The following is a 22,926-nucleotide window of genomic DNA, read 5'->3' as shown; positions in this document are numbered from 1 at the left end:
GCCAGCGGCGGTGCTTTTTTTGTGGGGACAGGCGGCGCGTCACCGCTCCATCTTCCAGTAATAGGCGCTGTAGGGGGGCAGCTCGCTGCCGCCGCCGAAGTCGTGCTGTTCCCCGGTGATCAGGTCCCAGGCCAGGCCGCAGCCCGCGTCAAAGTGGGCCACATAGGGCTCTCCGTCGGCGTTCACCGCCACCAGCACCCGCTCCCCCTCTGCCTTCCGCTCGAAGATGATCTGCCGGTTGGTGAGGAGGACGTTGCGGTAGCTGCCATTGCACAGGGCCGGGCTGTTCCGCCGGGCGGCGGCCAGCTTGGCGATCCAGTCGGTCAAGTCGTTCCACTCCGGCTGCTCCAAGGCGGGGCGCAGCTCGTCGTCGCTGCACGCCCCCTTCTCCCCTTTGATGCCCCACTCGCTGCCGTAGTACAGGGCGGGGGTGCCCGGCATCCCCATCAAAATGGCGTAGGCCAGGGGGATGTGCCTGGGCTCGGTGAGCTTGGAGGCCAGCCTGGTCACGTCGTGGTTGTCCGCGAAGGACAGCAGGTGTGCCCCCTTGTAGAGGGTCCAGGGCTCCGGCCCGTACTGCCGGGCCAGGCTGTGGCCGATCTCAAACAGGTTCCGGTCGTTGAAGCTGGACCACAGGCCCTTGAAGCAGTCGTAGTTGGTGACTGAGTGGCACTTGTCCGGCCCCATCCACTGGTTGTAGTCGCCCCCCAGGGCCTCGCCCAGGAGCACAAAGTCGGGCTTCAGGGTGTCGGTAAAGGCCCGCAGCTGCCTGAGATAGTCGATGGGCAGGCAGTAGGCCACGTCCAGGCGCAGGCCGTCGATGCCGAACTGCTCCACCCAGCCGCGGATGGCCTGGAACTGGTGCTCCACCACCGCCGGGTTGTGGAGGTTCAGCTTCACCAGCTCGCTGTGGCCCTCCCAGCACTCGTACCAGAAGCCGTCGTTCCGGTCGGTGTTGCCGCCGAAGTCGATGTGGAACCAGTCTTTATAGGGGCTGTCCCACTTCTTCTCCTGCACGTCCCGGAAGGCCCAGAAGCCCCGGCCCACGTGGTTGAACACCCCGTCCAGCATGACCCGCAGCCCCGCGTCGTGGAAGGCCCGGCACACCTGGACCAGGTCCTCGTTGGTGCCCAGCCGGGGGTCCAGCCGGTTGTAGTCCCGGGTGTCATAGCCGTGCTTGTCGCTGTCAAAGACCGGATTTAAGAGGACGGTGTCCGCCCCCAGCTTCCGGATATGCTCCGCCCAGGGCAGCAGGCTGCGAATGCGGGGCACGGTGACTCCGTCGTTGTACTCGGGCGCGCCGCACAGGCCCAGGGGATAAATTTGGTACAGGACCGCTTCGTCAAACCACATAGGAAGAAAACTCCTTTCGCTCCGCCGGTCTCTCCGGGGAAGTCCCTTCTATCATACCGCATTTTGGCCGGTTTCACAAGCCCAAAGGAGGGCTCCCGCCCCTTCCAACAGGTCCCCAGGCTCTGTCCCCGCCATTCGGTTTGAGGGCAGAATCCTATGGCCGGCAAATGGTCCCTCCCGTTGAAGACAGGAAAGGCCATGTGGGAGTGTGTCCTCCCCACTCCCACATGGTCCCTCCATACTCTTTCGCCTGCCGGCGCCAGATTGCGGATTCCACCGGCTCCGCCCACAGGACCGGGGCCGCCGGAAGCCGGTCAAGCCGGTTCAGTTGTCGTCCTGGAGCGCATCATAGTCCTGCTCGCCGGTGCGCACCTTGATGACATGGTCCACATTGGTCAGGAAGATCTTCCCATCCCCCGAGTTGCCGGTGCGCAGGCACTTCTGGGCGGCCGCCACCACCAGAGCCGGGTTCACTTTGGAGACCACAATATCCACCTGCACATAGGGCAGCAGGTTCATGCTCATCTTGACGCCGCGGTACTGGCCCACCTTGCCCAGCTGCGTGCCGCAGCCCATCACGCTGGACACGGTCATGCCGGTGACCCCGATGGCCGCCATCGTGTCCCGCAGCATGGCAAAGCGCTCCTCCTTGCAGATGATGGACACCCGGGTCAGCTTGTGGGCGCCAGAGGCCGGAGCCGCCGCAGTCCCCGCCAGAGGAACCGGCTTGAGTCCCGTCACGTCCACAGGGCCGCTGTGCTCATTTCCGCTGCCGTAGCCCGGCGCGACCGGCAGGAAATCGGCATAGGCCGAGGTCAGGCCATGCTCTGTGACGTCGAGGCCCATGATCTCCTCCTCCGCCGTGACCCGCAGGCCCACGGTCGCGTCGATGAACTTATATACCAGGAACATCACCACCAGAGTATAACCTCCAATGGAGACCACCCCCAGACACTGGACGGCCAGATGGGTCACGCCGCCGCCATAAAACAGGCCCTCGCTGGTGCTGAACAGCCCCTCGGCGATGGTGCCCCAGATCCCGTTGGCACAGTGGACCGCCACGGCGCCCACCGGATCGTCCACATGGAGCTTCTGATCAATGAATTCCACCGCGGCGACCACAAGGACGCCGGACACCGCGCCGATGGCGGCGGCCCCCACCACGTCCACCGAGGCACAGGGGGCGGTAATTCCCACCAGCCCGGCCAGAGAGGCGTTCAGGCACATGGATACGTCCGGCTTTCCGCTCCGAATCCAGGTAAATACCATGCAGGACACGGTGGCCACCGCGGGCGCGATGGTCGTGGTGCCCAGGATCTGGGCCATCTGCGTCACATCGGACGCCGCCGCACCGTTGAAGCCGTACCAGCAGAACCAGAGGATGAAGCAGCCCAGGGCGCCCAAGGTCAGCGAGTGACCCGGAATGGCGTTGACCTGAACCTTCCCGTTCTTCTCCTTGCTGTACTTGCCCAGCCGGGGCCCCAGCATCCAGGCGCCCAGCAGAGCGGACAGGCCGCCCACCATATGAATGACCGAAGATCCGGCAAAGTCCACATATCCCAGTTGGACCAGCCAGCCCTGGCTGTTCCACACCCAGCCGGCTTCAATGGGGTAGACGATGGCGCTGATAAAGCCGGAGTAGACACAGTATGCCAAAAATTTGGTGCGCTCCGCCATTGCGCCGGAGACGATGGTCGCCGCCGTGGCGCAGAACACCAGCTGGAAAAAGAAGTTGGACCAGTCAAAGTCATAGAAGCTTGTAAACATCTGGTACTCCGGCATGCCGATCAGCCCGAAGAAATAGTTTTCACTGTTCATAATGCCGTAGCCCAGCAGGACAAACACCACCGTGCCGATGCAAAAGTCCATCAGATTCTTCATAATGATGTTTCCCGCGTTTTTTGCCCGGGTGAAGCCAGTCTCCACCATTGCAAAGCCGCACTGCATGAAGAACACCAAAATTGCGCCCACCAGGAACCACACAGACATATCCATTGCTCATGCACCCTCCCTACAAAAGTAGAAGGCGCGCATCCCGTCCAAAAACGGGACACGCGCCTTTGCGTGTTGAGGCTCTCAGTACCGGTACCGCGCGGTAAAAGCGAAAAAGCGCCGCAGTCATTGCTGACTGCAGCGCCTTTGCTTGTCTTGCAGTTTATCCCCGCCGCCCCCCGTTGTCAAGGGGCCTTGGATAAGTTTGGAAAGGCCTCTGAATTTTCATCCGGCAAAACCTGCTTTTTCCCCATATTTTCTATATTTCAAGCGAGAAATCTGCAGGATTGCGCCCCGCAGCGGCGTAAAAGTCCGCGCTTCGCTTGCCGGAAGCCTTGCACAGCAAGCCTTCCGGGGCATTTGATTCCATTCGAGGCGGGCCGCTGCCCCCTCGAGCTCCCCCGCCCTGTCTCAGGCGGATTTGATTCTGCACAGGTTTTTCGAAAAACTGAAGCGGTGGGGCGCGCCCCACCGCTTCTTGATCTCAAATTCCAAAGGGACACCAGAGCGTCCGCTGGAATCCCGCGTTTTGTTACATCCCCTGGAGCTGCTCCTCCAGCTTGGCCACCAGGGCCCGCAGCTGGACGGCCCGCTCCTGCTCGGCCTTGACCACGTGCTCGGGGGCCTTGTTCACAAAGCCGGGGTTCTGGAGCTTGGTCTCCAGCTTCTGGAGCTCGGCGGAGTTCTTCTTCAGCTCCTTCTCCATACGGGCCTTCTCCTTCTCCAGGTCCACCAGCTCCGCCATGGGCATGGAGGCCTGGGCGGCGTGGGTAACCACAGTGACGGAGCCCGCCTCGGGGGCGGTGCCCACCGGCACGAAGTCCACCTCGCTGGCGTAGGCCAGCTTCTTCAGGAAGGCCTCGCCCAGGCGGAAGGTGTCCTCCTCGGCGGTGGCCACGGTGAGCCGGGCCTTCTTGCTGGGGGGCACGTTCATCTCAGAGCGGCGGGTGCGCACGGCCCGGATCAGGTCCATGATAAGCTCCATGGCCTTCTCCTCCTCCGGGAAGTCCAGCGCCTCCCGAGCCACGGGCCAGCTCTGGAGCATCAGGAAGCCGCCCTCTGCCACCCCGTCCTCGTGGGGCAGGGCCTGCCAGATCTCCTCGGTGATGAAGGGCATGAAGGGGTGGAGCAGCTTGAGCATCTGGGTGAGCACATGGCACAGCACCTGCTGGGCCCGGATCTTGCTGTCCTCGTCCTCCCCCTGGAGTCTCGTCTTAGTCAGCTCGATATACCAGTCGCAGTAGTCGTCCCAGATAAAGTCGTAGATCTTCTGTGCGGCCACGCCCAGCTCATACCGGTCCATGTTTTCGGTGATTTCCCGGATGGCCCGGTTCAGCTTGGAGAGAATCCACTTGTCCTCCAGCTCCAGCTTCTCGGGCAGCTCACACTTGTCGATGGTCAGGTTCATCATCAGGAAGCGGCTGGCATTCCAGATCTTGTTGGCAAAGTTGCGCATGGCCTCGCACCGCTCGGTGTAGAAGCGCATGTCGTTGCCGGGGCTGTTGCCGGTGATCAGGTTGAAGCGCAGGGCGTCGGCGCCGTACTTCTCGGCGATCTCCAGGGGGTCGATGCCGTTGCCCAGGCTCTTGGACATCTTCCGGCCCTTGTCGTCCCGGACCAGGCCGTGGATGAACACGGTGTGGAAGGGGGGCTTCTTGGTCTGCTCGCAGGCGGAGAAGATCATCCGGGCCACCCAGAAGAAGATGATGTCATAGCCGGTGACCAGCACGTCGGTGGGGTAGAAGTAATCCAGGTCCTCGGTCTTTTCCGGCCAGCCCAGGGTGGAGAAGGGCCACAGGGCGGAGGAGAACCAGGTGTCCAGCACGTCGGGGTCCCGCTCGATGTTCTTGGAGTGGCAGGCCTCGCACTCGGTGGGGTCGGTGCGGCTGACGGTCATGTGGCCGCAGTGGTTGCAGTACCACACGGGGATCTGGTGGCCCCACCACAGCTGACGGGAGATGCACCAGTCGTGGACGTTCTCCATCCAGTTGAGGTAGGTCTTGGCGAAGCGGTCGGGGACGAATTTGACCTCCCCGTCCTCCACCACCTTGATGGCGGCCTCGGCCAGGGGCTTCATCTTCACGAACCACTGGGCGGAGATGATAGGCTCCACGTCGTTGTGGCAGCGGTAGCAGGTGCCCACGTTGTGCTGGTGGGGCTCCACCTTCACCAGGTAGCCCTGCTCCTCCAGGTCGGCCACGATGGCCTTCCGGGCCTCATACCGGTCCATGCCGGAGTACTTGCCGTAGCCCTCCACCACCTTGCCGTTGTCGTCCAGGACGCGGATGGTCTCCAGGTTGTGGCGCAGGCCCACCTCGAAGTCGTTGGGGTCGTGGGCGGGGGTCATCTTCACGCAGCCGGTGCCGAACTCCATGTCCACATAGTCGTCGGCCACAATGGGCATTTCCCGGCCCACCAGGGGCAGGATGCACTTCTTGCCCACGATGTCCTTGTACCGATCATCGTCGGGGTGGACGGCCACGCCGGTGTCGCCCAGCATGGTCTCCGGCCGGGTGGTGGCCACGATCACATAGCGGCCCTCCTCCCCCGCAATGGGGTAGCGGATGTGCCAGAAGCTGCCGGGCTTGTCCTGGTACTCCACCTCGGCGTCGGACAGGGCGGTGACACAGTGGGGGCACCAGTTGATGATGCGGCTGCCCTTATAGATGAGGCCCTTCTCGTACAGCTCGCAGAAGGTCTCCCGCACCGCCTTGGAGCAGCCCTCGTCCATGGTGAACCGGGCCCGGTCCCAGTCGCAGGAGGCGCCCAGCTTCTTCTGCTGCTGGACGATGCGGCCGCCGTACTGGCGTTTCCAGTCCCACACCCGCTCCAGGAACTTCTCCCGGCCCAGGTCGTAGCGGGTCAGCCCCTCCTTGGTGCGCAGCTCCTCCTCCACCTTGATCTGGGTGGCGATGCCCGCATGGTCGGTGCCGGGCACCCACAGCGCGGCGTAGCCCTGCATCCGCTTGAAGCGGATGAGGATGTCCTGGAGGGTGGAGTCCATGGCGTGGCCCATGTGCAGCTGCCCGGTCACGTTGGGGGGCGGCATGACGATGGTGAAGGGCTTTCTCGACCGGTCCCGATGGCCTTTGAAGCAGCCGTTCTTCTCCCAGGTCTCGTAGATGCGGGACTCCACCTCCTGGGGTTCATAGACCTTTGGCAGTTCTTTTCTCATTGCGGATTCTCCTTCTTCTGATTTGATTCAACGCGCTCGATAACCTTCCAATGGGAGTCGAGGACCACGATGGGCAGCCGGCACTTCTCCGTCAGCCACAGCCGCAGCTCCTCCAGAGTTCCCCCCTTCAGATTTTCCTTGCTCAGCACCAGGGTGTCCCCCTGCCGCGTGACGCAGTAGACGTTCTTCTCGGTCTCCACCAGACGGACGCAGCTGGAGTAGGGGTAGTGGAAGTCCCCTCTCCCGTTGGCCGCCCACAGGCTCTCCTTTTCCAGCACATAGTCGGTGGACCGCACCGCCTTCTCCATCTGCCGGCAGGTCTTGCGGGCCGCGATGTGGTAGGCCAGGGCCCCCCAGCCCAGCATCGCCAGGCCCAGCAGGCCGAAAATCGCCCCCACCACCAGCTGCCCGCTTGCCAGCACGCTGCCGGCCCCGATGCTCAGGCACAGCACCCCTACGCCCAGATAGAACGCCTGGGTCTTGCGGATGCAGTTTGGCACCAGAACCCGGTCCACCACATGCTGCATCTCCTCCACCAGCGAAAAATCCATATGGGTATGGGTCCTCAGTTTTGGCTTCTGCGCCACACAGATTCCTCCCCTTGCAATAAAAATGCCCTGAGCCGCTTCGGGCTCAGGGCGAACGTAAGCATGTCCGTGGTACCACCTGAATTTTCCCCCATGGGGAACGCTCAAGCCCGGTAACGGCGGGGACCGCCGCCCCCTACTGCGTCAAATTCAGGGGCGGAGCTTCGAGGCCACCTTCTCCCGCCCGGCGGGGAGACTTGCACCACCCGTCTCCTCTCTTCACCGCCCGCGGCCGGATACTCCTCCTCGGCAACGCTTTTCTGGTATTTCAGATATGAATTATATGGGATTTCCCGGCAGTTGTCAAGGAGTTTTCGCTCTCCTCCGCTTGGGACCGGGCGCTCAGGAACGCTCCGGGCCGCCGCCCACCGCCGTGATGACCGGCTTTCCCTCCCGGTCCAGCAGGGGCGTCAGCCCCCCTCCGTTCCCACTCCAATAATACAGGTAATTGACCCCCGTCTGGGTGTCCACCAGGATCTCAGCCACGTTGACCAGGCCCTGGCTGTAAACCTTCTGAAACCGGTCCTTGTCCATTTCAGCTTTTTTCCTCCCCAAGCACTCTATCACTGGGCCGCCTGAGGCTTCTCCAGAGGAATCTCCTCCGCGTCGCCCCACAGGCGCTCCAGATCATAGAACTTCCGGGCCTCGTCCATGAAGATGTGGACCACTACTGCGGAGAAGTCCATCAGCAGCCAGGTGCCGCCCCGGTGGCCCTCAATGTGGTGGACCTGTTCCCCGTTTTTCTCCATGGCCTCCTCACAGGCGTCGGACATGGCCTTGATCTGGGTGGTGGAGGTGGCGGTGCAGATAACAAAGTAGTCGGCCAGGGTGGTGAGGCCCTCGGTCTTCAGGACCTTGATCTCCTCCCCCTTCTTGCCGTCCAAGGTGTTGGCCAACAGCATGGCGCTTTCATAGGATGTCACAGGCAGTTCTCCTTTCTCTTTTGTGTTCCAGCCTGGTATTGCGTATTTTTATGCCGCCGGCTCCGCCCCGGTGGGGTTGAGCCAGCTGGGCAGATCGGCCACTGTCAGGCCGCTTTCAGACCCCGGCGCCTGGGCGGTTGCGCCGCCCTGAATGTCCTGGGAGGGGGGAACAGCCTCCCCGCCCCCTGTGCTGGAACTGCTCCCGCCGCCGCTCTGAGAACCGGAGGGGTCGGTATCCTGGGAGCCGCCCGAGCTGCCTCCGGGGTCCGTCTGCCCCCCGCCCTGGCCGTCGCCGGGGTCGGTGGTCCCGCCGGAACCGGAGGGGTCGGTGGGCTGAGAGCCGTCCGGATTTTCTCCGGTCCCGCCGCTGGAGTCTCCGGTCTGGGAGCCGTCGGGATTTTCACCGGTTCCGCCGGGATTGGTGACCTCGCCGGAGCCGCTGGGATCGGTGGTCTGGGAGCCGTCGGGGTTCTCCACCGGCTCCTCGGTGGCGGGCACATCCGGCGTCTGACTGCTGGAGCTTCCGCTGCTCCCGCTGGAGGAGCTGGACGAGCCGCTGCTTCTGGGCCGGGACAGAGAGGAGTCCAGCAGGGTGCCGCTGGTCACCCCATAGCTGCCGTCGCTGTTGCGGTAGAGCACCGACAGGTCGCTGGCCTGGATTTCGTCCTGATAGGGGTTGAACCCGTCGTTGAGGATCTCCAGCAGCTCGTCCACATCGGGCAGGATCATGGACACGCCGGGATAATTCGCGTTGGTCCAGGGCATGGTGACGAAGGTCACATCGTTCTCCGCGTCCATTCCCGCTGCTCTCTGGGCGAAGGCCAGCAGATTGCCGATGGACAGATCCGTGCTCACCCGCTCCAGGAAGATCTGCGCCAGGCTGGGGGCCTTCAGCAGGATCTCCGGCTTCAGGCACTCGGCCGCCACCGCCTTCAGGAAGGCCTGCTGGGTCTGCACACGCCCCAGGTCTCCGTTGGGGTACTGCACCGAGTAGTCGTTGTTGTGCCGCCAGCGGATCAGCCCCATGGCGTCCTCGCCGCTGAGAGTCTGCTGGCCGGCCTTCAGGTGGATGTGCAGGTCCTGGGCCGGGTCGTCGTAGTCCATGTCAAAGGGCACGTCGAACTCTACGCCGCCGATGGCGTCCACCAGCTCGCCCACGGCCTCCCACTGGACCACCACATAGAAATCGGGGATGATGCCGGTGAGCTTGCCCACCTCCCGCTTCAGGGCGGTGATCCCCTTCTCCAGCTGGGTGTCCGGGTCGCTGCCCTTGTTGTAGTTGTACACCGCGTTGAGCCGGTGTCCCGCGCCGGAGTGGCTGCTGTTGATCATGGTGTCCCGGGGCAGGCTCATACCGTGGACCTCCTTGTTCACGCTGTCGAAGGTCACAAGGAGCATGGTGTCGGTATTGCCGCCGCCGCCGGTGTCCTGGCCCACCAGGAGGAAGGTGTACACCCCGTCCTTCCGGCCGCTCTTGGCCACGTTGGGCAGCTCAGCCCCGTCGAAGGTCATGTCCCCCTCATCTGTCGTCACCGTCCCGGAGGGGAGATTGGGAACGGTGGGCAGGGTGATCCAGGCCCGGGCCGCCAGACAGGCGGCAATGGCCAGGACGGCCAGCACCACCAGGAACTGAAACAGGCGGTACCGGATCTTCTGTCCCCGGTCCAGGCCGGACACCCAGGCCCGGTGCTGTCTCCACCAGCCGGCCAGCCCTTCCGAGGACTTCCGGCGGGTTCTGTTTGTCTTACTCTCTCTTTTTCCGCTCATAAGGTCTGTTTACTCCTTCAGCTTCACGCCCTGATCCAGCAGCCACTGTCTGGCCTCCCGCGTATTGGTATGGATGAGATAGCCCCGCTCCTCCATCTCCCGGATGGTGGAGTCCACCCCCAGGAGCATGGCCTGATCCAGGTCGGTGTAGGCCAGCTTCCGCAGCTCCTCCACCCCGTCAAAGTCCCGGTTCGGCTCTATGTAGTCCGCCATATACAGGACCTTGTCCAGCAGGGTCATATCCGCCTTGCCGGTGGTGTGCCAGAAAATGGCCTCGTATACCTCATCAGGTTCCCCAAAAACATACTTGGCAATACATGCCCCCGTCTTGGAGTGAAGCAGTTTTACCGCCTGGCGCTCCAAGCTGTCTAATTCAATACCATATTTCTCACACAAATGCAACTGGTCCTCCAGGCCCAGGTATTTGGTGCAATCGTGCAAAATAGCGGCGTGGCGGGCCAGCTCCGGGTCGGCGCCCCAGAATTTGGCCAGCTTGACCGCCTCCTCCTCCACCCCCATCACGTGGGCCACCCGCTTGTGGCGGATCATGGAATAGGAGCAGGCCCGCAGCTCGGGCAGTTCCAGGCACTTTAAATGCACTTGAGTGCCGTACAAGTGATTCATCAGAATATAGCCGTACACAGAGGGGAGCAGGTACTCCCGCCCCTTCCCCCGGACCAGCAGCTCCCGCAGCTGGGTGGAGGAGATGTCGATGAGCCCAGGCAGGGTGATGGTCACCACGTCGGCGTGGTACTCCCGGGTCAAAAACTCCCGCTGGGGGGCAAAGACCGCCTCTCCGTCCTGCTCGGTGCGGCCGAAGGCGCAGATCTTGGCCAGCCGCAGGATGGTCTTGGCGTCGTGCCACAGGTGGAGGGTCAGAAACATGTCCGTCCCCATGAGCAGCCACAGTTCCGCCTTGGGGTAGCGGCGGCGCAGCTCCTCCAGCGTCTCGGAGGTGTAGCTCTTGCCCTCCCGCTCCAGCTCCAGGGTGGACACCTCCACCACGCCGGGCAGGTCCATGGCATCGGCCAGCTTCTCCACCATGGCCAGCCGGTGTTCCTGGGCGGGGGTGTTTTCCGGCAGCGCCTTGTGGGGGGGCACCGCCGCCGGCATGAGCAGCAGCTTATCCAGTTTCAGCGCGTCAACGGCCGTCCGGGCCGCCGCCAGATGCCCCAGATGGGGCGGGTTATAGGTTCCCCCGTAAATGCCGATTTTCACTGCGCGATCCCACCTTTGCTTCAAATTTTGTCCCAGCCGTCAGGGCCGCTTTTTCTTGCCCTCCACCAGAACGATCTTGTCCTTCTTATCCTTCTTGTGGCTTGGACGATACAGGACAAATTTTGTCTCCCACGGCGTCTGGCCGCCGTGGGGCCCCGGGTCCTTTTCCTGCTCGGGCGGAATCAATCCGCCCTGCGCAAATCTCCGCCTCCGGCTCCGATTTTACGCGCCATCAGGCGCGGCCGCCTTTGGCGGCAATCGGAACAAAATTTGTCACTTCTTTTTACCGCTCACCAAAACGATCTTGTCCTTTTTATCCTTCTTGTGGCTTGGACGATACAGAACAAATTTTGTTCCGATGACCTGCACCACCTCGCTGCGGGTGAGGGGGGCCAGGGCCTCCGCCGCCTCCCGGGCGGACATGAGGGAGTTCTCCAGCACCTTGCCCTTGATGAGCTCCCGGGCCTCCAGGGCGTCGTTGGCCTGCTTCACCAGGTTGTCCCCGATGCCGTCCTTGCCCACGATCAGAATGGTGTCGATGCTGTTGGCCAGGCCCCGCAGCTGGGCGCGCTGTTTGCTTGTCAGTTCTTCCATAATAATTTCTAACTCCTGTAATTTAGTGTGTCGGGCGCCGCCCAATTCTTAATTCTTCTTCAAGTATTCCTCCAGCTTGACCTGGAAAGCCTCCAGGGCCTTGCCCCGGTGGGAGATGGCGTTTTTCTCCTCGGGGGAGAGCTGGGCGAAGGTCTTTTTCAGGCTGGGGATGAAGAACACCGGGTCGTACCCGAAGCCGCCCTCTCCCATGGGGGCAAAGGCGATGGTGCCGGGGCACTCCCCCCGGGCGGAGAGCACGTCCCCATTGGGGAAGCAGCAGGTGATGACGGACACGAACTTGGCCGTCCGGGGGGTCTGTCCCCGCATGTTCTCCAGCAGAAGGCGGTAGCGGCCGGTGTCGTCCAGCCCCTCCCCGCCGTAGCGGGCGGAGTACACCCCGGGCGCTCCGTTGAGGGCGTCCACGCACAGCCCGGAGTCATCGGCGATGGTGGGCATGCCGCTGGCCTCCATGACCGCCCTGGCTTTCAGCAGGGAGTTTTCCTCAAAGGTGGTGCCGGTCTCCTCCACCTCCACGTCCACCCCGGCCTCCGCCTCGGAGCAGACCTGAATTCCCAGGTGGGACAGGATCTCATTCATCTCCACGAGTTTTTTCTGATTTTTGCTGGCCAGTACCAGTTTCATTCCGCAGCGCTCCCTTCTTTTGCCTCCGCCAGACGGTCCAGCCGGCGGTTGCGGCAGGTTAAAACGATGTCGGTGCTCACCATCAGCACATCCAGGATGTAGACCGCCAGCACATAGGTGACGTTTCCGCCGATAAATTTCCCCGCGATGCCGAAGAGATAGCCCACCACCACGCAGATCTCAAACTGGAGGCTCTTTCCCTTGGCGGTCCGGGATTTCAGGGATTTGGCGATGTTGAAGGGCCAGGAAATCCCGAAACAAATCAGCATGATCGCTTCAAATGCCTGAGCCACGACTCCCTCTCCCCCTTCTTCTTACTCCAATACGCTCTTCTGGATGGCCTGGAGCTCCTGAATTCCCTTGGCACACAGCTCCAAGAGCTTCTGCTGCTCGGCCAGGGTAAAGGGGCGGCCCTCGCCGGTGCCCTGAATCTCAATGAGGCGACCCTGGTCGTCCATGACGCAGTTCAAATCCACCATGGCGGAGGAGTCCTCCTCATAGCACAGGTCCAGCATGGGCACGTCGTCCACCACGCCGGCGGAGACGGCGGCCACCATCCCGCTCACCGGCCAGGCGTTCAGCTGCCCGGCCTTCTGCATCTTCTGAAAGGCCAGGATCATGGCCACATAGCCCCCGGTGATGGAGGCGGTGCGGGTCCCCCCGTCCCCCTGGAGCACGTCGCAGTCGATGGTAACATTCCAGGGGCCCAGCTTCTTCCGGTCCACCACGGAGCGCAGAGCCCGGCCGATGAGCCGCTGGATCTCGGCGGAGCGGCCGCTGAGCTTCAGCTTGGAGATGTCCCGGCGGGACCGCTCACGGTTGGCCCGGGGGAGCATGGAGTACTCGGCGGTGACCCAGCCCTCCCCCTCGGGGACGTGGCGGGGCGGCCGGTCCTCCACGCTGGCGGTGCACAGCACGTGGGTATTGCCGCAGCGGATCAGGCAGGAGCCCTCCGCAAACTTGTTTACATTGGGAATGATCTCCACCGGCCGAAGCTGGTCGTTGGCTCTTCCGTCCATACGTGGCATGGCAAAAACTTCCTCTCTCGAATTGATTTTTCTTATTGTACCACAGGTTCCACCGGAAATGTTTGGATAGTATGTGAATTGACCCTTTAAATTTTTCTTAACTTGTCAAAGGCCGCCATCAGAAGATATTCAGCAGCACATTGATGACCAGCAATGCCGCGGTCATGCCAAAGCCTCTGAGATTGTCCTTCCGCTGTGCCTCCGGCACATCGCCCCAAAACTTGAAATACTTGAGTTTCATGGTCCCGGACTGAAACCGGGTCCACAGCCAAATGACTACCCAGGCCACTAACAGCCCAAACCAAAGATTTTCCTGCGTCACGTTGTGTCTCCTCTCATTTTCCATTTGTTGATATTCCAGGGGGACCTGGAAGCGGCATACGGCCTCCTCACAATTTTTCTCCCTGGGCGCGGAATCGAACTGCTCCCGTCCCCGGCAAATTGTCAATTGTCCATTGTCAATTGTCAATTCAAACAAGCGCTTCCGCAAACTCCATGGCATCAAAGGGTTTCAGGTCGTCCACGCCCTCGCCCACGCCGGCGTATTTGACAGGCACGCCCAATTCCTTGGCGATGGCGATGGCGATGCCCCCCTTGGCGGTGCCGTCCAGCTTGGTGAGGACGATGCCGGTGATGCCGGCGGCCTCTTTGAACTGCTTGGCCTGGATGAGGCCGTTCTGCCCCGTGGTGGCATCCAATACCAGCAGGGTCTCCCGGGCGCAGCCGGGCAGCTCCCGGTCAATCACCCGGGAAATTTTATTCAGCTCGTTCATCAGGTTCTGCTTGTTGTGGAGGCGGCCGGCGGTGTCCACCAGCATCACGTCGGTGTTCCGGGCCTTGGCGGCGGTGGCCGCGTCAAAGACCACGGCGGCGGGGTCGGCCCCCTCGTGCTGCTTGACGATCTCTACCCCCGCCCGGTCCGCCCAGATGGTCAGCTGATCGGCGGCGGCCGCCCGGAAGGTGTCGGCGGCGCAGAAGAGGACCTTCTTCCGCTCCCGGCGCAGCTGATAGCCGATCTTGCCGATGGTGGTGGTCTTGCCCACCCCGTTCACCCCGATGAACAGCACCACCGAGGGCCGGGTGGACAGGTTCAGGGACACATCCCCCGCGTTCAGCGCGTCGGCAATGCACCGGCACATGCAGGAGCGGGCCTCCTCCACTGTCTTGATGTGCTCGTCTTTCACCCGGCGGCGCAGCTCCTCCACCAGCTCCAGGGTGGTGTCCATCCCCGTGTCCGCCAGGATCAGAGACTCCTCCAGCTCGTCGTAGAAGTCGTCGGTGAGCTCCGAGCCGAAGCTGGAAAAAATGTTGATCTTTTTCAGTTTGTCAAAAAAGCCCATGGTGTCGTTCCTTCCTTAAAAAATGGTGTTCTTTGTGCCGCATGCCGGGCACTTAGGATAGTCGCAGTCGTAGCGCACGCCGCAGTTTGGACAGGTCACCTGGGCCAGGTCACCCGCCGGACCCTCGTCTTGCTCCTCAAAGGCGTCCCCTTTGAAAAACTCCAGCTTTCCGCAGCCGTGGCACTGGAGGATGGCCACATCCAGGGCTCCGGCCAGCAGATTGCCCCAGTCCCCGGTGAACAGCCCGGTTTTGCCCAGCTGCAAGTGCTCCCGTCTCAAAAAAACCATATCCCGGCCGCAGCGCAGACAGCTCAGCTTTTTCTCCATGTGATCTCCCTCCTACTCTTTTCTACGTGGCTTTTTCCTACGCCTCGATCTGCTCCCCGCAGTAGGGACAGAACTGGCCCCACTGGAAGGAGGAGGGCAGGCCCTCGCCGCAGAAGGGACAGAAGCTGGGGGCGGGCTGGGCGGAGCCGGCATCCTCCGGCACGGAAGACGCACCAGGCTCCTGAGCCGGCTGGCTTCCGTCTCCCTCCGCCTGGGCGCTCTGGCTGGAGGAGACGCCCCCATTCTGGGCGCTTACCATCCCCAGCCCGGCAAATACCGCCTGAACCCCGATTACACAGACAATCAGCAGGGCAACCATCCCCACAACGGATAAAATTGTGCGTTTTTTCTTATCATTCATGGCTGTCTCTCCCGTTCTTCCTGGTAATACTCGTCCTGTGTCCATCGGGCAGGGTTTTGGTCGATGTAGGTCCAGATATTCAGATAGTCCGATTCATTGCGGACAATATGTTCATAATATCCGCGCTGCCAAATTCTTTTTTGAAACGGCGGAAGCGTTCCCTCCCGAACATTGCGGATATACGCGTTTGTCGTCATGGTCTTATACCAATCCAAGATTGCCTGTAGGGGCGGCCCCATGTGGCCGCCCGTCCCTTCTCCGGCATCGATCACAAGGAGAATATGAACATGATTTGGCATAATCACATAATGGCACTAGGAGACTTGGGGAAATTTTTCCGGTATCTTTTGCATCCATGTTTCCGCAATTTCCCGCGCGGGATGCGGGCGGCCACATGGGGCCGCCCCTACAAATGGGAAAAGGTGCATCCGATTTTCCGTACAAATCGTCACAAAATACGCGCCGTTTTTACTGTGATCATAATCCTTCAACCGGATCTGTTTTCGTACTGGATATTCCATCTGCACTTCTATCAACGCCTCACCGGATATTCAGTTCTTTCTCCACGTCGTTGAGGTTAATTGTAAGCATCCGGGACACGCCTTGTTCCTGCATCGTCACGCCATACAAAACGTCGGCCTCCTCCATGGTGCCCCGGCGGTGGGTGATGACGATGAACTGGGTCTTATCGGACATGGAGCGCATATACCGGGCAAAGCGGACCACGTTGTTGTCGTCCAGGGCGGCCTCGATCTCGTCCATGACCACGAAGGGGGTGGGGCGCACCTTCAGAATGGCGAAGTACAGGGCAATGGCCACAAAGGCCTTCTCTCCGCCGGACAGGAGGGAGAGCACCTTCAGAGCCTTGCCGGGGGGCTGCACCTTGATCTCGATGCCGCAGTTGAGGATGTCATCCGGGTCCTCCAGCTCCAGGGCGGCCCGTCCGCCGCCGAAGAGCTCCTGGAAGGTCTGCTGGAACGCCTGGTTGATGTTTTCAAACTCCCGGGCGAAGATGGTCTTCATCTCCCCGGTGATCTGGGCGATCACGTCCTCCAGCTCCTTCTTGGCGGTCTCCACGTCGTCCCGCTGGTCGGTGAGGTAGGTGTACCGCTCGTTGATCCGCTGGAACTCCTCGATGGCCCCCACGTTCACATTGCCCAGGGCGGAGATGTGCTTTTTCAGCTCGGCGATGCGGCGGCTGGCCTTGGGCACCGACTCAATCTCCACCCGCTGGAGCTTGGCCGCCTCGTGGGAGAGCTCGTAGGTCTCCCACAGCTTATCCAGCAGCTGCTTCTCCTCCAGGGAGGCGGCCACCTTCTTCTGCTCCAGGCGGGAGGCCTCGCCGCTGATGGTCAGCAGCTCCTTGTTCTTCTCCTGGCCCTCCCGGGTGGCCTTCACCCGCTCCCCCTCCAAGCTCAGCTTCTCCTGGTTGAGCTGGGCGATGGCCTGGTTTTGTCCCTCATTCTCCCGGCGCAGCTGGGCCAGGCGGGCCTCCTTCTCCCCGATCTCCCGGGTGAAAGCCTCGTTTTTCTCCTCGTAGTCGCCGATGAGAGCCCGGCTCTGTTCCTGGTCCCCGGCGATGTCATTGCGTAAGCTCTCCAGCTCCTCCAGCCCTTTGCTGGTGGCCTCCCGCTCCGCCTCCAGGGCGGCCAGGGCGGCGTTCAGCTCCGAGAGCTCCTGGGTCAGCTTCAAAGACCGCTCCTGCAGGTCGTTCTGGCCCCGGGCCTTGCCCTCCGCCTCGCTCTTCAGGGCGGCGGCCTCCCCCTCCAGCTCCTGGATGCGCGCCCGGGCGGCCTGGGTGTCCCGCTCGATCTCCTCAGAGCGCTGTTTCAGCTGCTCCAACTCAGCCCGCTGGCTCTCCTGCTGGCGCTCCAGGTCGGAGAGGACGCTCTTGCACAGGTTCTGTTCCCCCTGAGCCTTCAGAATGGCGTCCTCCCACTCTCGCAGCTGGCCCTGGGCAGTCTCCATCTCATAGGAGGCGGCCTCCGCCTCCCGGCTGGCGCTCTCCAGCTCCCGGGCCGCCTGGGCAAGCTGCTCCTTCAGGCCCTGGGCCTGGGTATTCAGCCGCTCCAACTCGTTGGCCCGGCTCAGGATGCCCGCCGAGCGGCTGGCGGAGCCGCCGGTCATGGAGCCCCCGGGGTTGAGCACCTGTCCGTCCAAAGTGACGATGCGGAACTTATAGCCGTACTTCCGGGCCGCGGCGATGGCCGCGTCCAGATCCTCCATCACCACTACCCGGCCCAGCAGGTTGGAAAAGACATTCCGGTACCTGGGGTCGAACTGCACCAGCTGGTCGGCCACCCCCACAAAGCCGGGCTCCCGCTGGAGGCTGCCCGCCTCCCGCAGGTCGTAGGGCCGGATGGAGCTCAGGGGCAGGATGGTGGCCCGGCCGCCGTCCCGTCGTTTCAGGTACTGGATGACGGCCTTGCCGTCCTCCTCCCGGTCCACCACGATGTTCTGCATGGCGCCCCCCAGGGCGGTCTCGATGGCCACGGTGTACAGGTCGGGCACGTGGATGAGCCCGGCCACCGGCCCGTGGATGTTCCGGAGGCTGCCCCGGTCGGCCTCCCCCATCACCAGTTTCACCGCCTTGGAGTAGCCCTCCCGGTCCTTCTCCATCTCGGTGAGCAACTTGATCCGGGAGGCCAGGGCGTTCTCATCCATCCGCAGGCGGGTGTGGCGCTCCTGAGCCTGGGCGGCCTTCTTCTTCCGGCTCTCCAGCCGCAGGGCGTAGCCGGAGATCACGTTCTGGACGCTGTCCCGCTCCTCCCGGGCCTGTTTCAGCTTCTTGTCCGCCTCCCCCAGGTCGGTGCGGGCAAAGTCCAGCCGCTCCTCCAGACCGCGCAGTTCCTGGCGCACCGCCCCGTCCCGGTCCAGCACCTCCTGGGCGGCGGCGGCCAGGGCGGAGAGGAGGGCCTTGGCCTGGTGGGCGTCGGCGGTCTTGGTGGCCTCCTGCCCCCGTAAAGCCTCCAGCTCCTGGGCCAGGGTGCCGGCCGTGCGTAAAGCCTCCTGGGCCTTCTGGTTCTGCTCCTCGGCCCGGCAGCGGGTGTCGGAGAGCTGCTTCTCAATCTCGCTCAGACGGGCGGCGCGCTCGGCGATCTGCCCGGATAAACTGTCCTGGCGGCCCTCCCGCTGCTCCAGCTCCTCCCGGATGCGCTGGGTGTTCTCCAGATTGTGCTGAATGCTGCTCTTGAGCACGGCCACCGACGACTCCAGCTCCCGGATGGTGGCCTCCCGGCTCTGGATGGCAAAGCGCAGCTGGTCGGCCTGGACCTCCTTGTCCCGCATCTGTTCGGAGAGCTTTTCCGCCTGGGCGAAGCGCTCCTCCACCGCCCCCTCGGCCTCCTCCTTCTGGCGGACGGCCTCCTTATAGTCGGTCTCCAGCTTGATGTTGTTCACTCGGATGCGCTCCAGGGTATCCAGCCACACGGAGATCTCCAGACCGCGCAGCTCGTCCCGGAGCACCAGATATTTCTTGGCCTTCTCGCTCTGCTCTCGGAGGGGCTCCACCTGGAGCTCCAGCTCGGCAATCTTGTCGTTGATGCGCACCAGGTTCTCGTCGGTGCGCTCCAGCTTTCGCTCGGCCTCCTCCTTCCGGTGGCGGTAGCGGGAGATGCCGGCGGCCTCCTCAAAGACCTCCCGGCGGTCGGCGGACTTCTGGGACAGGATCTCGTCGATCTTGCCCTGGCCGATGATGGAGTAGCCCTCCCGGCCCAGGCCGGTGTCCATGAACAGCTCGTTGATGTCCTTGAGGCGGACGGAGCGGCGGTTGATGTAGTACTCGCTCTCCCCGGAGCGGTAGTACCGGCGGGTCACCATGACCTCGCTCTCCTCCAGATCAAAGAGGTGGGTGGTGTTGTCCAGCACCAGGGAGACCTCCGCGTAGCCGGTCTGCTTGCGCTGGGCCGTGCCGCCGAAGATCACGTCCTCCATCTTGCCCCCCCGGAGGGTGCGGGTGGACTGCTCCCCCATCACCCAGCGGATGGCGTCGGAGATGTTGGACTTGCCCGAGCCGTTGGGGCCCACGATGGCGGTGATGTCCTCGCCGAAGGTGAGCACCGTCTTGTCCGGGAAGGATTTAAACCCCTGGATCTCCAATGCCTTCAGGTACATAAGCACACCTCTCCCTTTTCCTGTCCTTGCAATTTCTCTCCCCTGGGGCGCGGCGGTCTCTCCCCTCCGCCCACCCCGGTATTTCAGAAAGTATGAAGCATTTTATTGTACCACACCGCCCCTCCCTTTTCAAGGCGGCAGATGGCATCCGCCCGCAGAACTGGGAGCGCCCCCTTTCCCCAGCAGAAAGCCCGGAGGACACAGCTGTCTCTCCGGGCTCTTCAGCTCCCTGATAGGGGTGTTCTTCTGACGGCATCGGAGGCGGAACTCACGTCCCGCTCCCTCTCTCCCCGCGCAGCAGCAGGAAAAACACCGCCAGCAGGGGCACACAGGCCAGCAGCGCCGTCCGCTGGGCCAGCAGCGGGCTCGCCAGGCCGCTGACTACCGCCCCCAGGATAAAGCAGGTAATCAGGCCGTAGTAGACCCTGATCTTGGGGGGCGCCTTGGGCTCCCGGCGGGACAGCCAGTGGAACAGGTTTTCCGTCCCGCTGCGCAGATTTCCGGTACACATGGTGGTGACACAGCCGTACCCCTGGATGTTGCGGAAGGACTCCACCTGGAGGGCGCTGGCGAAGGAGATGATGATGTTGGCCAGCGGGTCCAGCGGTCCCATGGGGAGCGCCGAGACCACCAGAATGGCCACGCACTCCGCCAGCAACAGGGGCAGCCGCCAGTGGAGACGCTGCGGACGCCCCTCCCCGGGGTCACAGCGGCGGCGGACCCACTCGGCGGCCAGGATTCCGGCGGTGAAGGCCAGCACGGGCAGCAGATAGTGCAGCGCGCCGCTCCAGTTCTGCTGGGCCAGATTGATTCCCATCAGGACGATATTGCCCGTCTCCGCCGTGGCGAACACCTCGCCCCGATTTAAGTAGCTGTACGCGTCCAGCAGTCCGCCGGTGAGAGCCAGCAGAAATCCCACCGCTAAGGACTCCGAGGGTTGAAACTGTTTCATGGAACCGACCTCCAGAAGATGTTGCAGGTTACAGAATAGCACATTTTTCTCCGGCCCGCAATGAAAATCCGGGGCCGGACCGCTTCCGGCCCGGAACCAGCCGCTTGGATTTCCCGCCTCCCTCTTGAGCCCCGGCCCGGCGTCTGGTATAATAAAGCAAACAACCGTTCGAGAAAGGGGCTGGCACCGCCATGACTGATCTGCTCCAGGGCCTCAACCCGGCCCAGCGGGAGGCTGTCACCGCCACCGAGGGGTTTATCCGGGTGGTGGCCGGGGCGGGCTCCGGCAAGACCCGGGCCCTCACCCACCGCTTCGCCTATCTGGTGAACGAACTGGGCATCCTGCCGGGGAACATCCTGTGCGTCACCTTCACCAACAAGTCGGCGGGTGAGATGCGCCAGCGCATCCACGCCCTCACCGGCGACAATGACACCGGCTATATCAACACCTTCCACGGCTTCTGCGTCTCCGTCCTCCAGGAGGACAGCCACGCGGTCCAGTACCCCAAGAGCTTCCTGGTGCTGGACAACTCGGACATTGACGCTATACTCCAGATCATCTATGAGGAGCGGGGGCTCACCCTCCGAGATATGACCTTCTCCGCCGCCCGGGACATGATCGAGATTCAGAAGCTGTTCCAGCGGCCGGACTACTACCGGGACCTGATTGCCCTGTCCCTGGACGCGCTGAAGGAGAAGTACGACCGGGCCTTCTCCCCCGCGGACATCATCTTTTACGGCTATCTGTACCAGGAGAAGAAGTGCTTCGGCCTGGACTACAACGATTTGATCAAATTTTCCCTGTACATCTTTCAGGAGCACCCGGACATCAAGCTCAAATGGCAGCAGCGGCTGGAGTACATTATGATCGACGAGTTTCAGGACATCGACCAGCTCCAGTATGAGCTCATGGAGGTGCTGTGCGGCTACCACAAAAATCTGTTCATCGTGGGCGACCCGGACCAGACCATCTACACCTGGCGGGGGGCCAATGTGAAGTACCTGCTGGAATTTGACCAGAAGTTCCCGGGCGCCCGCACCATCTTCCTGCTGGACAACTACCGCTCCACCCCGGAGATTTTGGCGGCGGCCAACTCCCTCATCTCCAAAAACCGGAACCGCATCCCCAAGGAGCTGCGGCCCACCCGGCCCTCCGGCCCCCCGGTGCTGTGCCAGTTCGCGGAGAGCCAGGAGCAGGAGGCCCGGTGGATGGTTTCAGAGATGAAGGCCCTCCACAGTCAGGGGGTGCCCTACCGGGACATGACCGTCCTCTACCGGGCCCACTACGTGACCCGGACGGTGGAGCAGGTGCTGCTGGAGGAGAAACTGCCCTACACCATCTACAGCGGGGTGCAGTTTTTCCAGCGCGCCGAAATCAAGGACGCCCTCTCCTACCTGCGGATGATCGTCTACCGGGACGACCTGTCCTTCCGGCGGGTGGCCAATGTGCCCAAGCGGAACCTAGGCAAGCGGCGGATGGCCTTTCTGGAGGAGTACGCTCAAAAACACGGGTGCACCCTGTACCAGGCTCTCACCGACAGCCTGGAGGACCCCATTTTCAAGGGCACCAAAGCCTCCGCCTTCGTCTCCCTGGTGGAGCTCTTCTCCGCCGGGTACGAAAACCGCCCTATCTCCGAGGTGCTCTCCGCCCTGCTCAACGAGAGCGGCTATGAGGCCATGCTCCGCACCGAGGGCAGCCAGGAACGACTGGACAACCTGGCGGAGCTGAAGCAGTCCATCTATGAGTACGAGACCACCTGCGGCGAGGAGAGCACCCTGGCGCACTATCTGTCCCATGTGGCCCTGTTCACCAACGCCGACGCCGGGGAGCCGGGGGATAAGGTGAAGTTGATGACCGTCCACGCCGCCAAGGGGCTGGAGTTCCCCTACGTGTTCCTGTGCGGGATGAACGAGGGGATCTTCCCCTCCCGGAAGGTGCGCACCCTCCCGGGGATGGAGGAGGAGCGGCGGCTGGCCTTTGTGGCCCTCACCCGGGCGGAGAAGGGCCTCTACCTGTCCGAGGCGGACGGCCGGAACTTTGACGGCTCCCCCCGGTATCCCTCCCGGTTTCTGCTGGACATCGACCCCAGCCTGCTCACCTTCCCCCAGGAGCCCCAGGAGGGGCTCATCCGGGACGCACGGAGCTACATCGACCACAGCCTGCGGTATCTGCCCGAGGCGGACCAGACTGACCGCTTCTCCCCGGGACAGCGGGTGGAGCACGCCATGTTCGGTCCGGGCACCGTCCTGGAGGTGGATCTGGACAGGGGGGCCTACTCCGTTCAGTTTGACTCTATAGATACCCCCCGGAAGATCTCCTTCCGGGCCAGGCTGGAGGGCCTTCCCCCTGGGTAACCCAAAATCTCCCCAGGCAGTTTTCCAGAAACTTGAGGGAAAGATTTTCTGAAGCCAAGCGAAAAAAACGGCTTTCCCGCTTTCTGACAGCAAAGAGACCGCCGCGGCAGACAGCCGCGGCGGTCTCAGTCTGTCAAAAAACAAGCACAAAGCCCCCATATCTGGTAAAATAGAAACAGATATGGGGGCGAAAAAATGGA

22 protein-coding genes and 1 other annotated feature are annotated in these 22,926 nt (G+C 62.6%); of the genes, 1 reads left to right on the top strand and 21 read right to left on the bottom strand.

The features are described from left to right. Positions 1-39 precede the first annotated feature (39 nt). The 21 genes from H6B31_RS02610 to H6B31_RS02510 form a co-directional block, all read right to left on the bottom strand. Positions 40-1,353, bottom strand: coding sequence for an alpha-amylase family glycosyl hydrolase (locus H6B31_RS02610; RefSeq protein ID WP_204897074.1), 1,314 nt, complete (start codon positions 1,351-1,353; stop codon positions 40-42). Between the two features lie 324 nt (positions 1,354-1,677). Further along, entirely contained in the window at positions 1,678-3,348 is a 1,671-nt protein-coding gene (locus H6B31_RS02605; protein WP_204897073.1) for an ammonium transporter, read from the bottom strand. A gap of 529 nt (positions 3,349-3,877) precedes the next feature. Beyond that, positions 3,878-6,520, bottom strand: coding sequence for a valine--tRNA ligase (locus H6B31_RS02600; protein WP_204897072.1), 2,643 nt, complete (start codon positions 6,518-6,520; stop codon positions 3,878-3,880). Further along, positions 6,517-7,071 carry a YcxB family protein gene (locus H6B31_RS02595; protein WP_204897071.1) on the bottom strand — a complete coding sequence of 185 codons (555 nt, stop codon included), beginning with the start codon at positions 7,069-7,071 and terminating at the stop codon, positions 6,517-6,519. Before H6B31_RS02595 ends, H6B31_RS02600 begins: the two co-directional genes overlap by 4 nt. 80 nt (positions 7,072-7,151) lie before the next feature. Next, positions 7,152-7,369 (bottom strand) — a binding site (T-box leader). A gap of 80 nt (positions 7,370-7,449) precedes the next feature. Then, positions 7,450-7,641 (bottom strand): DUF6440 family protein, encoded by a 192-nt coding sequence (locus H6B31_RS02590; RefSeq protein ID WP_087287872.1) that lies wholly within the window; start codon positions 7,639-7,641, stop codon positions 7,450-7,452. Positions 7,642-7,670: 29 nt separating this feature from the next. Next, positions 7,671-8,030 (bottom strand): ribosome silencing factor, encoded by a 360-nt coding sequence (rsfS, locus tag H6B31_RS02585; RefSeq protein ID WP_417092931.1) that lies wholly within the window; start codon positions 8,028-8,030, stop codon positions 7,671-7,673. A gap of 48 nt (positions 8,031-8,078) precedes the next feature. Then, complete coding sequence (locus H6B31_RS02580) at positions 8,079-9,797, bottom strand: LCP family protein (RefSeq protein WP_204897070.1); 1,719 nt, start codon at positions 9,795-9,797, stop codon at positions 8,079-8,081. A gap of 9 nt (positions 9,798-9,806) precedes the next feature. Then, positions 9,807-11,015 carry a nicotinate (nicotinamide) nucleotide adenylyltransferase gene (gene nadD, locus H6B31_RS02575; protein WP_204897069.1) on the bottom strand — a complete coding sequence of 403 codons (1,209 nt, stop codon included), beginning with the start codon at positions 11,013-11,015 and terminating at the stop codon, positions 9,807-9,809. A 39-nt stretch (positions 11,016-11,054) separates the two neighbouring features. Next, positions 11,055-11,201 carry a hypothetical protein gene (locus tag H6B31_RS17050; RefSeq protein WP_243418806.1) on the bottom strand — a complete coding sequence of 49 codons (147 nt, stop codon included), beginning with the start codon at positions 11,199-11,201 and terminating at the stop codon, positions 11,055-11,057. Positions 11,202-11,288: 87 nt separating this feature from the next. Then, on the bottom strand, positions 11,289-11,609 hold the full coding sequence (gene yhbY / locus H6B31_RS02565) for a ribosome assembly RNA-binding protein YhbY (protein WP_204897068.1): 321 nt from the start codon (positions 11,607-11,609) through the stop codon (positions 11,289-11,291). A gap of 48 nt (positions 11,610-11,657) precedes the next feature. Next, entirely contained in the window at positions 11,658-12,251 is a 594-nt protein-coding gene (locus tag H6B31_RS02560) for an XTP/dITP diphosphatase (RefSeq protein ID WP_204897067.1), read from the bottom strand. Then, a complete protein-coding gene (locus H6B31_RS02555; protein WP_087287919.1) occupies positions 12,248-12,520 on the bottom strand; it encodes a hypothetical protein in 273 nt (90 codons plus the stop codon). Before H6B31_RS02555 ends, H6B31_RS02560 begins: the two co-directional genes overlap by 4 nt. A 45-nt stretch (positions 12,521-12,565) precedes the next feature. Beyond that, a complete protein-coding gene (gene rph, locus H6B31_RS02550; protein ID WP_204897066.1) occupies positions 12,566-13,279 on the bottom strand; it encodes a ribonuclease PH in 714 nt (237 codons plus the stop codon). A gap of 118 nt (positions 13,280-13,397) precedes the next feature. After that, positions 13,398-13,601 carry a hypothetical protein gene (locus H6B31_RS02545; RefSeq protein ID WP_140394146.1) on the bottom strand — a complete coding sequence of 68 codons (204 nt, stop codon included), beginning with the start codon at positions 13,599-13,601 and terminating at the stop codon, positions 13,398-13,400. A 148-nt stretch (positions 13,602-13,749) separates the two neighbouring features. Further along, positions 13,750-14,619 carry a signal recognition particle-docking protein FtsY gene (gene ftsY / locus H6B31_RS02540; protein WP_204897065.1) on the bottom strand — a complete coding sequence of 290 codons (870 nt, stop codon included), beginning with the start codon at positions 14,617-14,619 and terminating at the stop codon, positions 13,750-13,752. 15 nt (positions 14,620-14,634) lie between these two features. Further along, on the bottom strand, positions 14,635-14,946 hold the full coding sequence (locus H6B31_RS02535; RefSeq protein ID WP_204897064.1) for a hypothetical protein: 312 nt from the start codon (positions 14,944-14,946) through the stop codon (positions 14,635-14,637). Positions 14,947-14,983: 37 nt separating this feature from the next. Further along, entirely contained in the window at positions 14,984-15,307 is a 324-nt protein-coding gene (locus H6B31_RS02530; RefSeq protein ID WP_204897063.1) for a hypothetical protein, read from the bottom strand. Further along, complete coding sequence (locus H6B31_RS02525; protein ID WP_204897062.1) at positions 15,304-15,612, bottom strand: transposase; 309 nt, start codon at positions 15,610-15,612, stop codon at positions 15,304-15,306. Before H6B31_RS02525 ends, H6B31_RS02530 begins: the two co-directional genes overlap by 4 nt. A gap of 9 nt (positions 15,613-15,621) precedes the next feature. Then, positions 15,622-15,834, bottom strand: a complete 213-nt coding sequence (locus H6B31_RS02520; protein WP_204897061.1) for a hypothetical protein — start codon at positions 15,832-15,834, stop codon at positions 15,622-15,624. Between the two features lie 13 nt (positions 15,835-15,847). Then, the gene (gene smc / locus H6B31_RS02515) at positions 15,848-19,420 is read right to left on the bottom strand and encodes a chromosome segregation protein SMC (protein ID WP_204897060.1); all 3,573 of its coding nucleotides are present in this window, start codon (positions 19,418-19,420) and stop codon (positions 15,848-15,850) included. 268 nt (positions 19,421-19,688) lie between these two features. Further along, positions 19,689-20,372 (bottom strand): YoaK family protein, encoded by a 684-nt coding sequence (locus tag H6B31_RS02510; RefSeq protein WP_204897059.1) that lies wholly within the window; start codon positions 20,370-20,372, stop codon positions 19,689-19,691. Positions 20,373-20,563: 191 nt separating this feature from the next. Between H6B31_RS02510 and H6B31_RS02505 the strand changes: the two genes are divergently transcribed. Beyond that, positions 20,564-22,726: an ATP-dependent helicase gene (locus tag H6B31_RS02505; RefSeq protein WP_204897058.1), complete on the top strand. Its 2,163-nt coding sequence runs from the start codon at positions 20,564-20,566 to the stop codon at positions 22,724-22,726. Positions 22,727-22,926: the final 200 nt, after the last annotated feature.

Origin of the sequence: Pseudoflavonifractor capillosus, from assembly GCF_016899775.1 — a bacterium.
In the GTDB taxonomy this organism is placed as follows: domain Bacteria; phylum Bacillota; class Clostridia; order Oscillospirales; family Oscillospiraceae; genus Lawsonibacter.
Note: the sequence above shows the minus strand (reverse complement) of the source record. Positions and strands in the feature narration are given on the sequence as shown.

Excerpts from the sequence above, each read along its gene's own strand:
- H6B31_RS02610 (WP_204897074.1), bottom strand. The coding sequence starts at position 1,353 with ATGTGGTTTGACGAAGCGGTCCTGTACCAAATTTATCCCCTGGGCCTG.
- H6B31_RS02605 (WP_204897073.1), bottom strand. The coding sequence starts at position 3,348 with ATGGATATGTCTGTGTGGTTCCTGGTGGGCGCAATTTTGGTGTTCTTC.
- H6B31_RS02600 (WP_204897072.1), bottom strand. The coding sequence starts at position 6,520 with ATGAGAAAAGAACTGCCAAAGGTCTATGAACCCCAGGAGGTGGAGTCC.
- H6B31_RS02595 (WP_204897071.1), bottom strand. The coding sequence starts at position 7,071 with ATGGATTTTTCGCTGGTGGAGGAGATGCAGCATGTGGTGGACCGGGTT.
- H6B31_RS02590 (WP_087287872.1), bottom strand. The coding sequence starts at position 7,641 with ATGGACAAGGACCGGTTTCAGAAGGTTTACAGCCAGGGCCTGGTCAAC.
- H6B31_RS02580 (WP_204897070.1), bottom strand. The coding sequence starts at position 9,797 with ATGAGCGGAAAAAGAGAGAGTAAGACAAACAGAACCCGCCGGAAGTCC.
- yhbY (WP_204897068.1), bottom strand. The coding sequence starts at position 11,609 with ATGGAAGAACTGACAAGCAAACAGCGCGCCCAGCTGCGGGGCCTGGCC.
- H6B31_RS02560 (WP_204897067.1), bottom strand. The coding sequence starts at position 12,251 with ATGAAACTGGTACTGGCCAGCAAAAATCAGAAAAAACTCGTGGAGATG.
- H6B31_RS02555 (WP_087287919.1), bottom strand. The coding sequence starts at position 12,520 with ATGCTGATTTGTTTCGGGATTTCCTGGCCCTTCAACATCGCCAAATCC.
- rph (WP_204897066.1), bottom strand. The coding sequence starts at position 13,279 with ATGCCACGTATGGACGGAAGAGCCAACGACCAGCTTCGGCCGGTGGAG.
- ftsY (WP_204897065.1), bottom strand. The coding sequence starts at position 14,619 with ATGGGCTTTTTTGACAAACTGAAAAAGATCAACATTTTTTCCAGCTTC.
- H6B31_RS02535 (WP_204897064.1), bottom strand. The coding sequence starts at position 14,946 with ATGGAGAAAAAGCTGAGCTGTCTGCGCTGCGGCCGGGATATGGTTTTT.
- H6B31_RS02530 (WP_204897063.1), bottom strand. The coding sequence starts at position 15,307 with ATGAATGATAAGAAAAAACGCACAATTTTATCCGTTGTGGGGATGGTT.
- smc (WP_204897060.1), bottom strand. The coding sequence starts at position 19,420 with ATGTACCTGAAGGCATTGGAGATCCAGGGGTTTAAATCCTTCCCGGAC.
- H6B31_RS02510 (WP_204897059.1), bottom strand. The coding sequence starts at position 20,372 with ATGAAACAGTTTCAACCCTCGGAGTCCTTAGCGGTGGGATTTCTGCTG.
- H6B31_RS02505 (WP_204897058.1), top strand. The coding sequence starts at position 20,564 with ATGACTGATCTGCTCCAGGGCCTCAACCCGGCCCAGCGGGAGGCTGTC.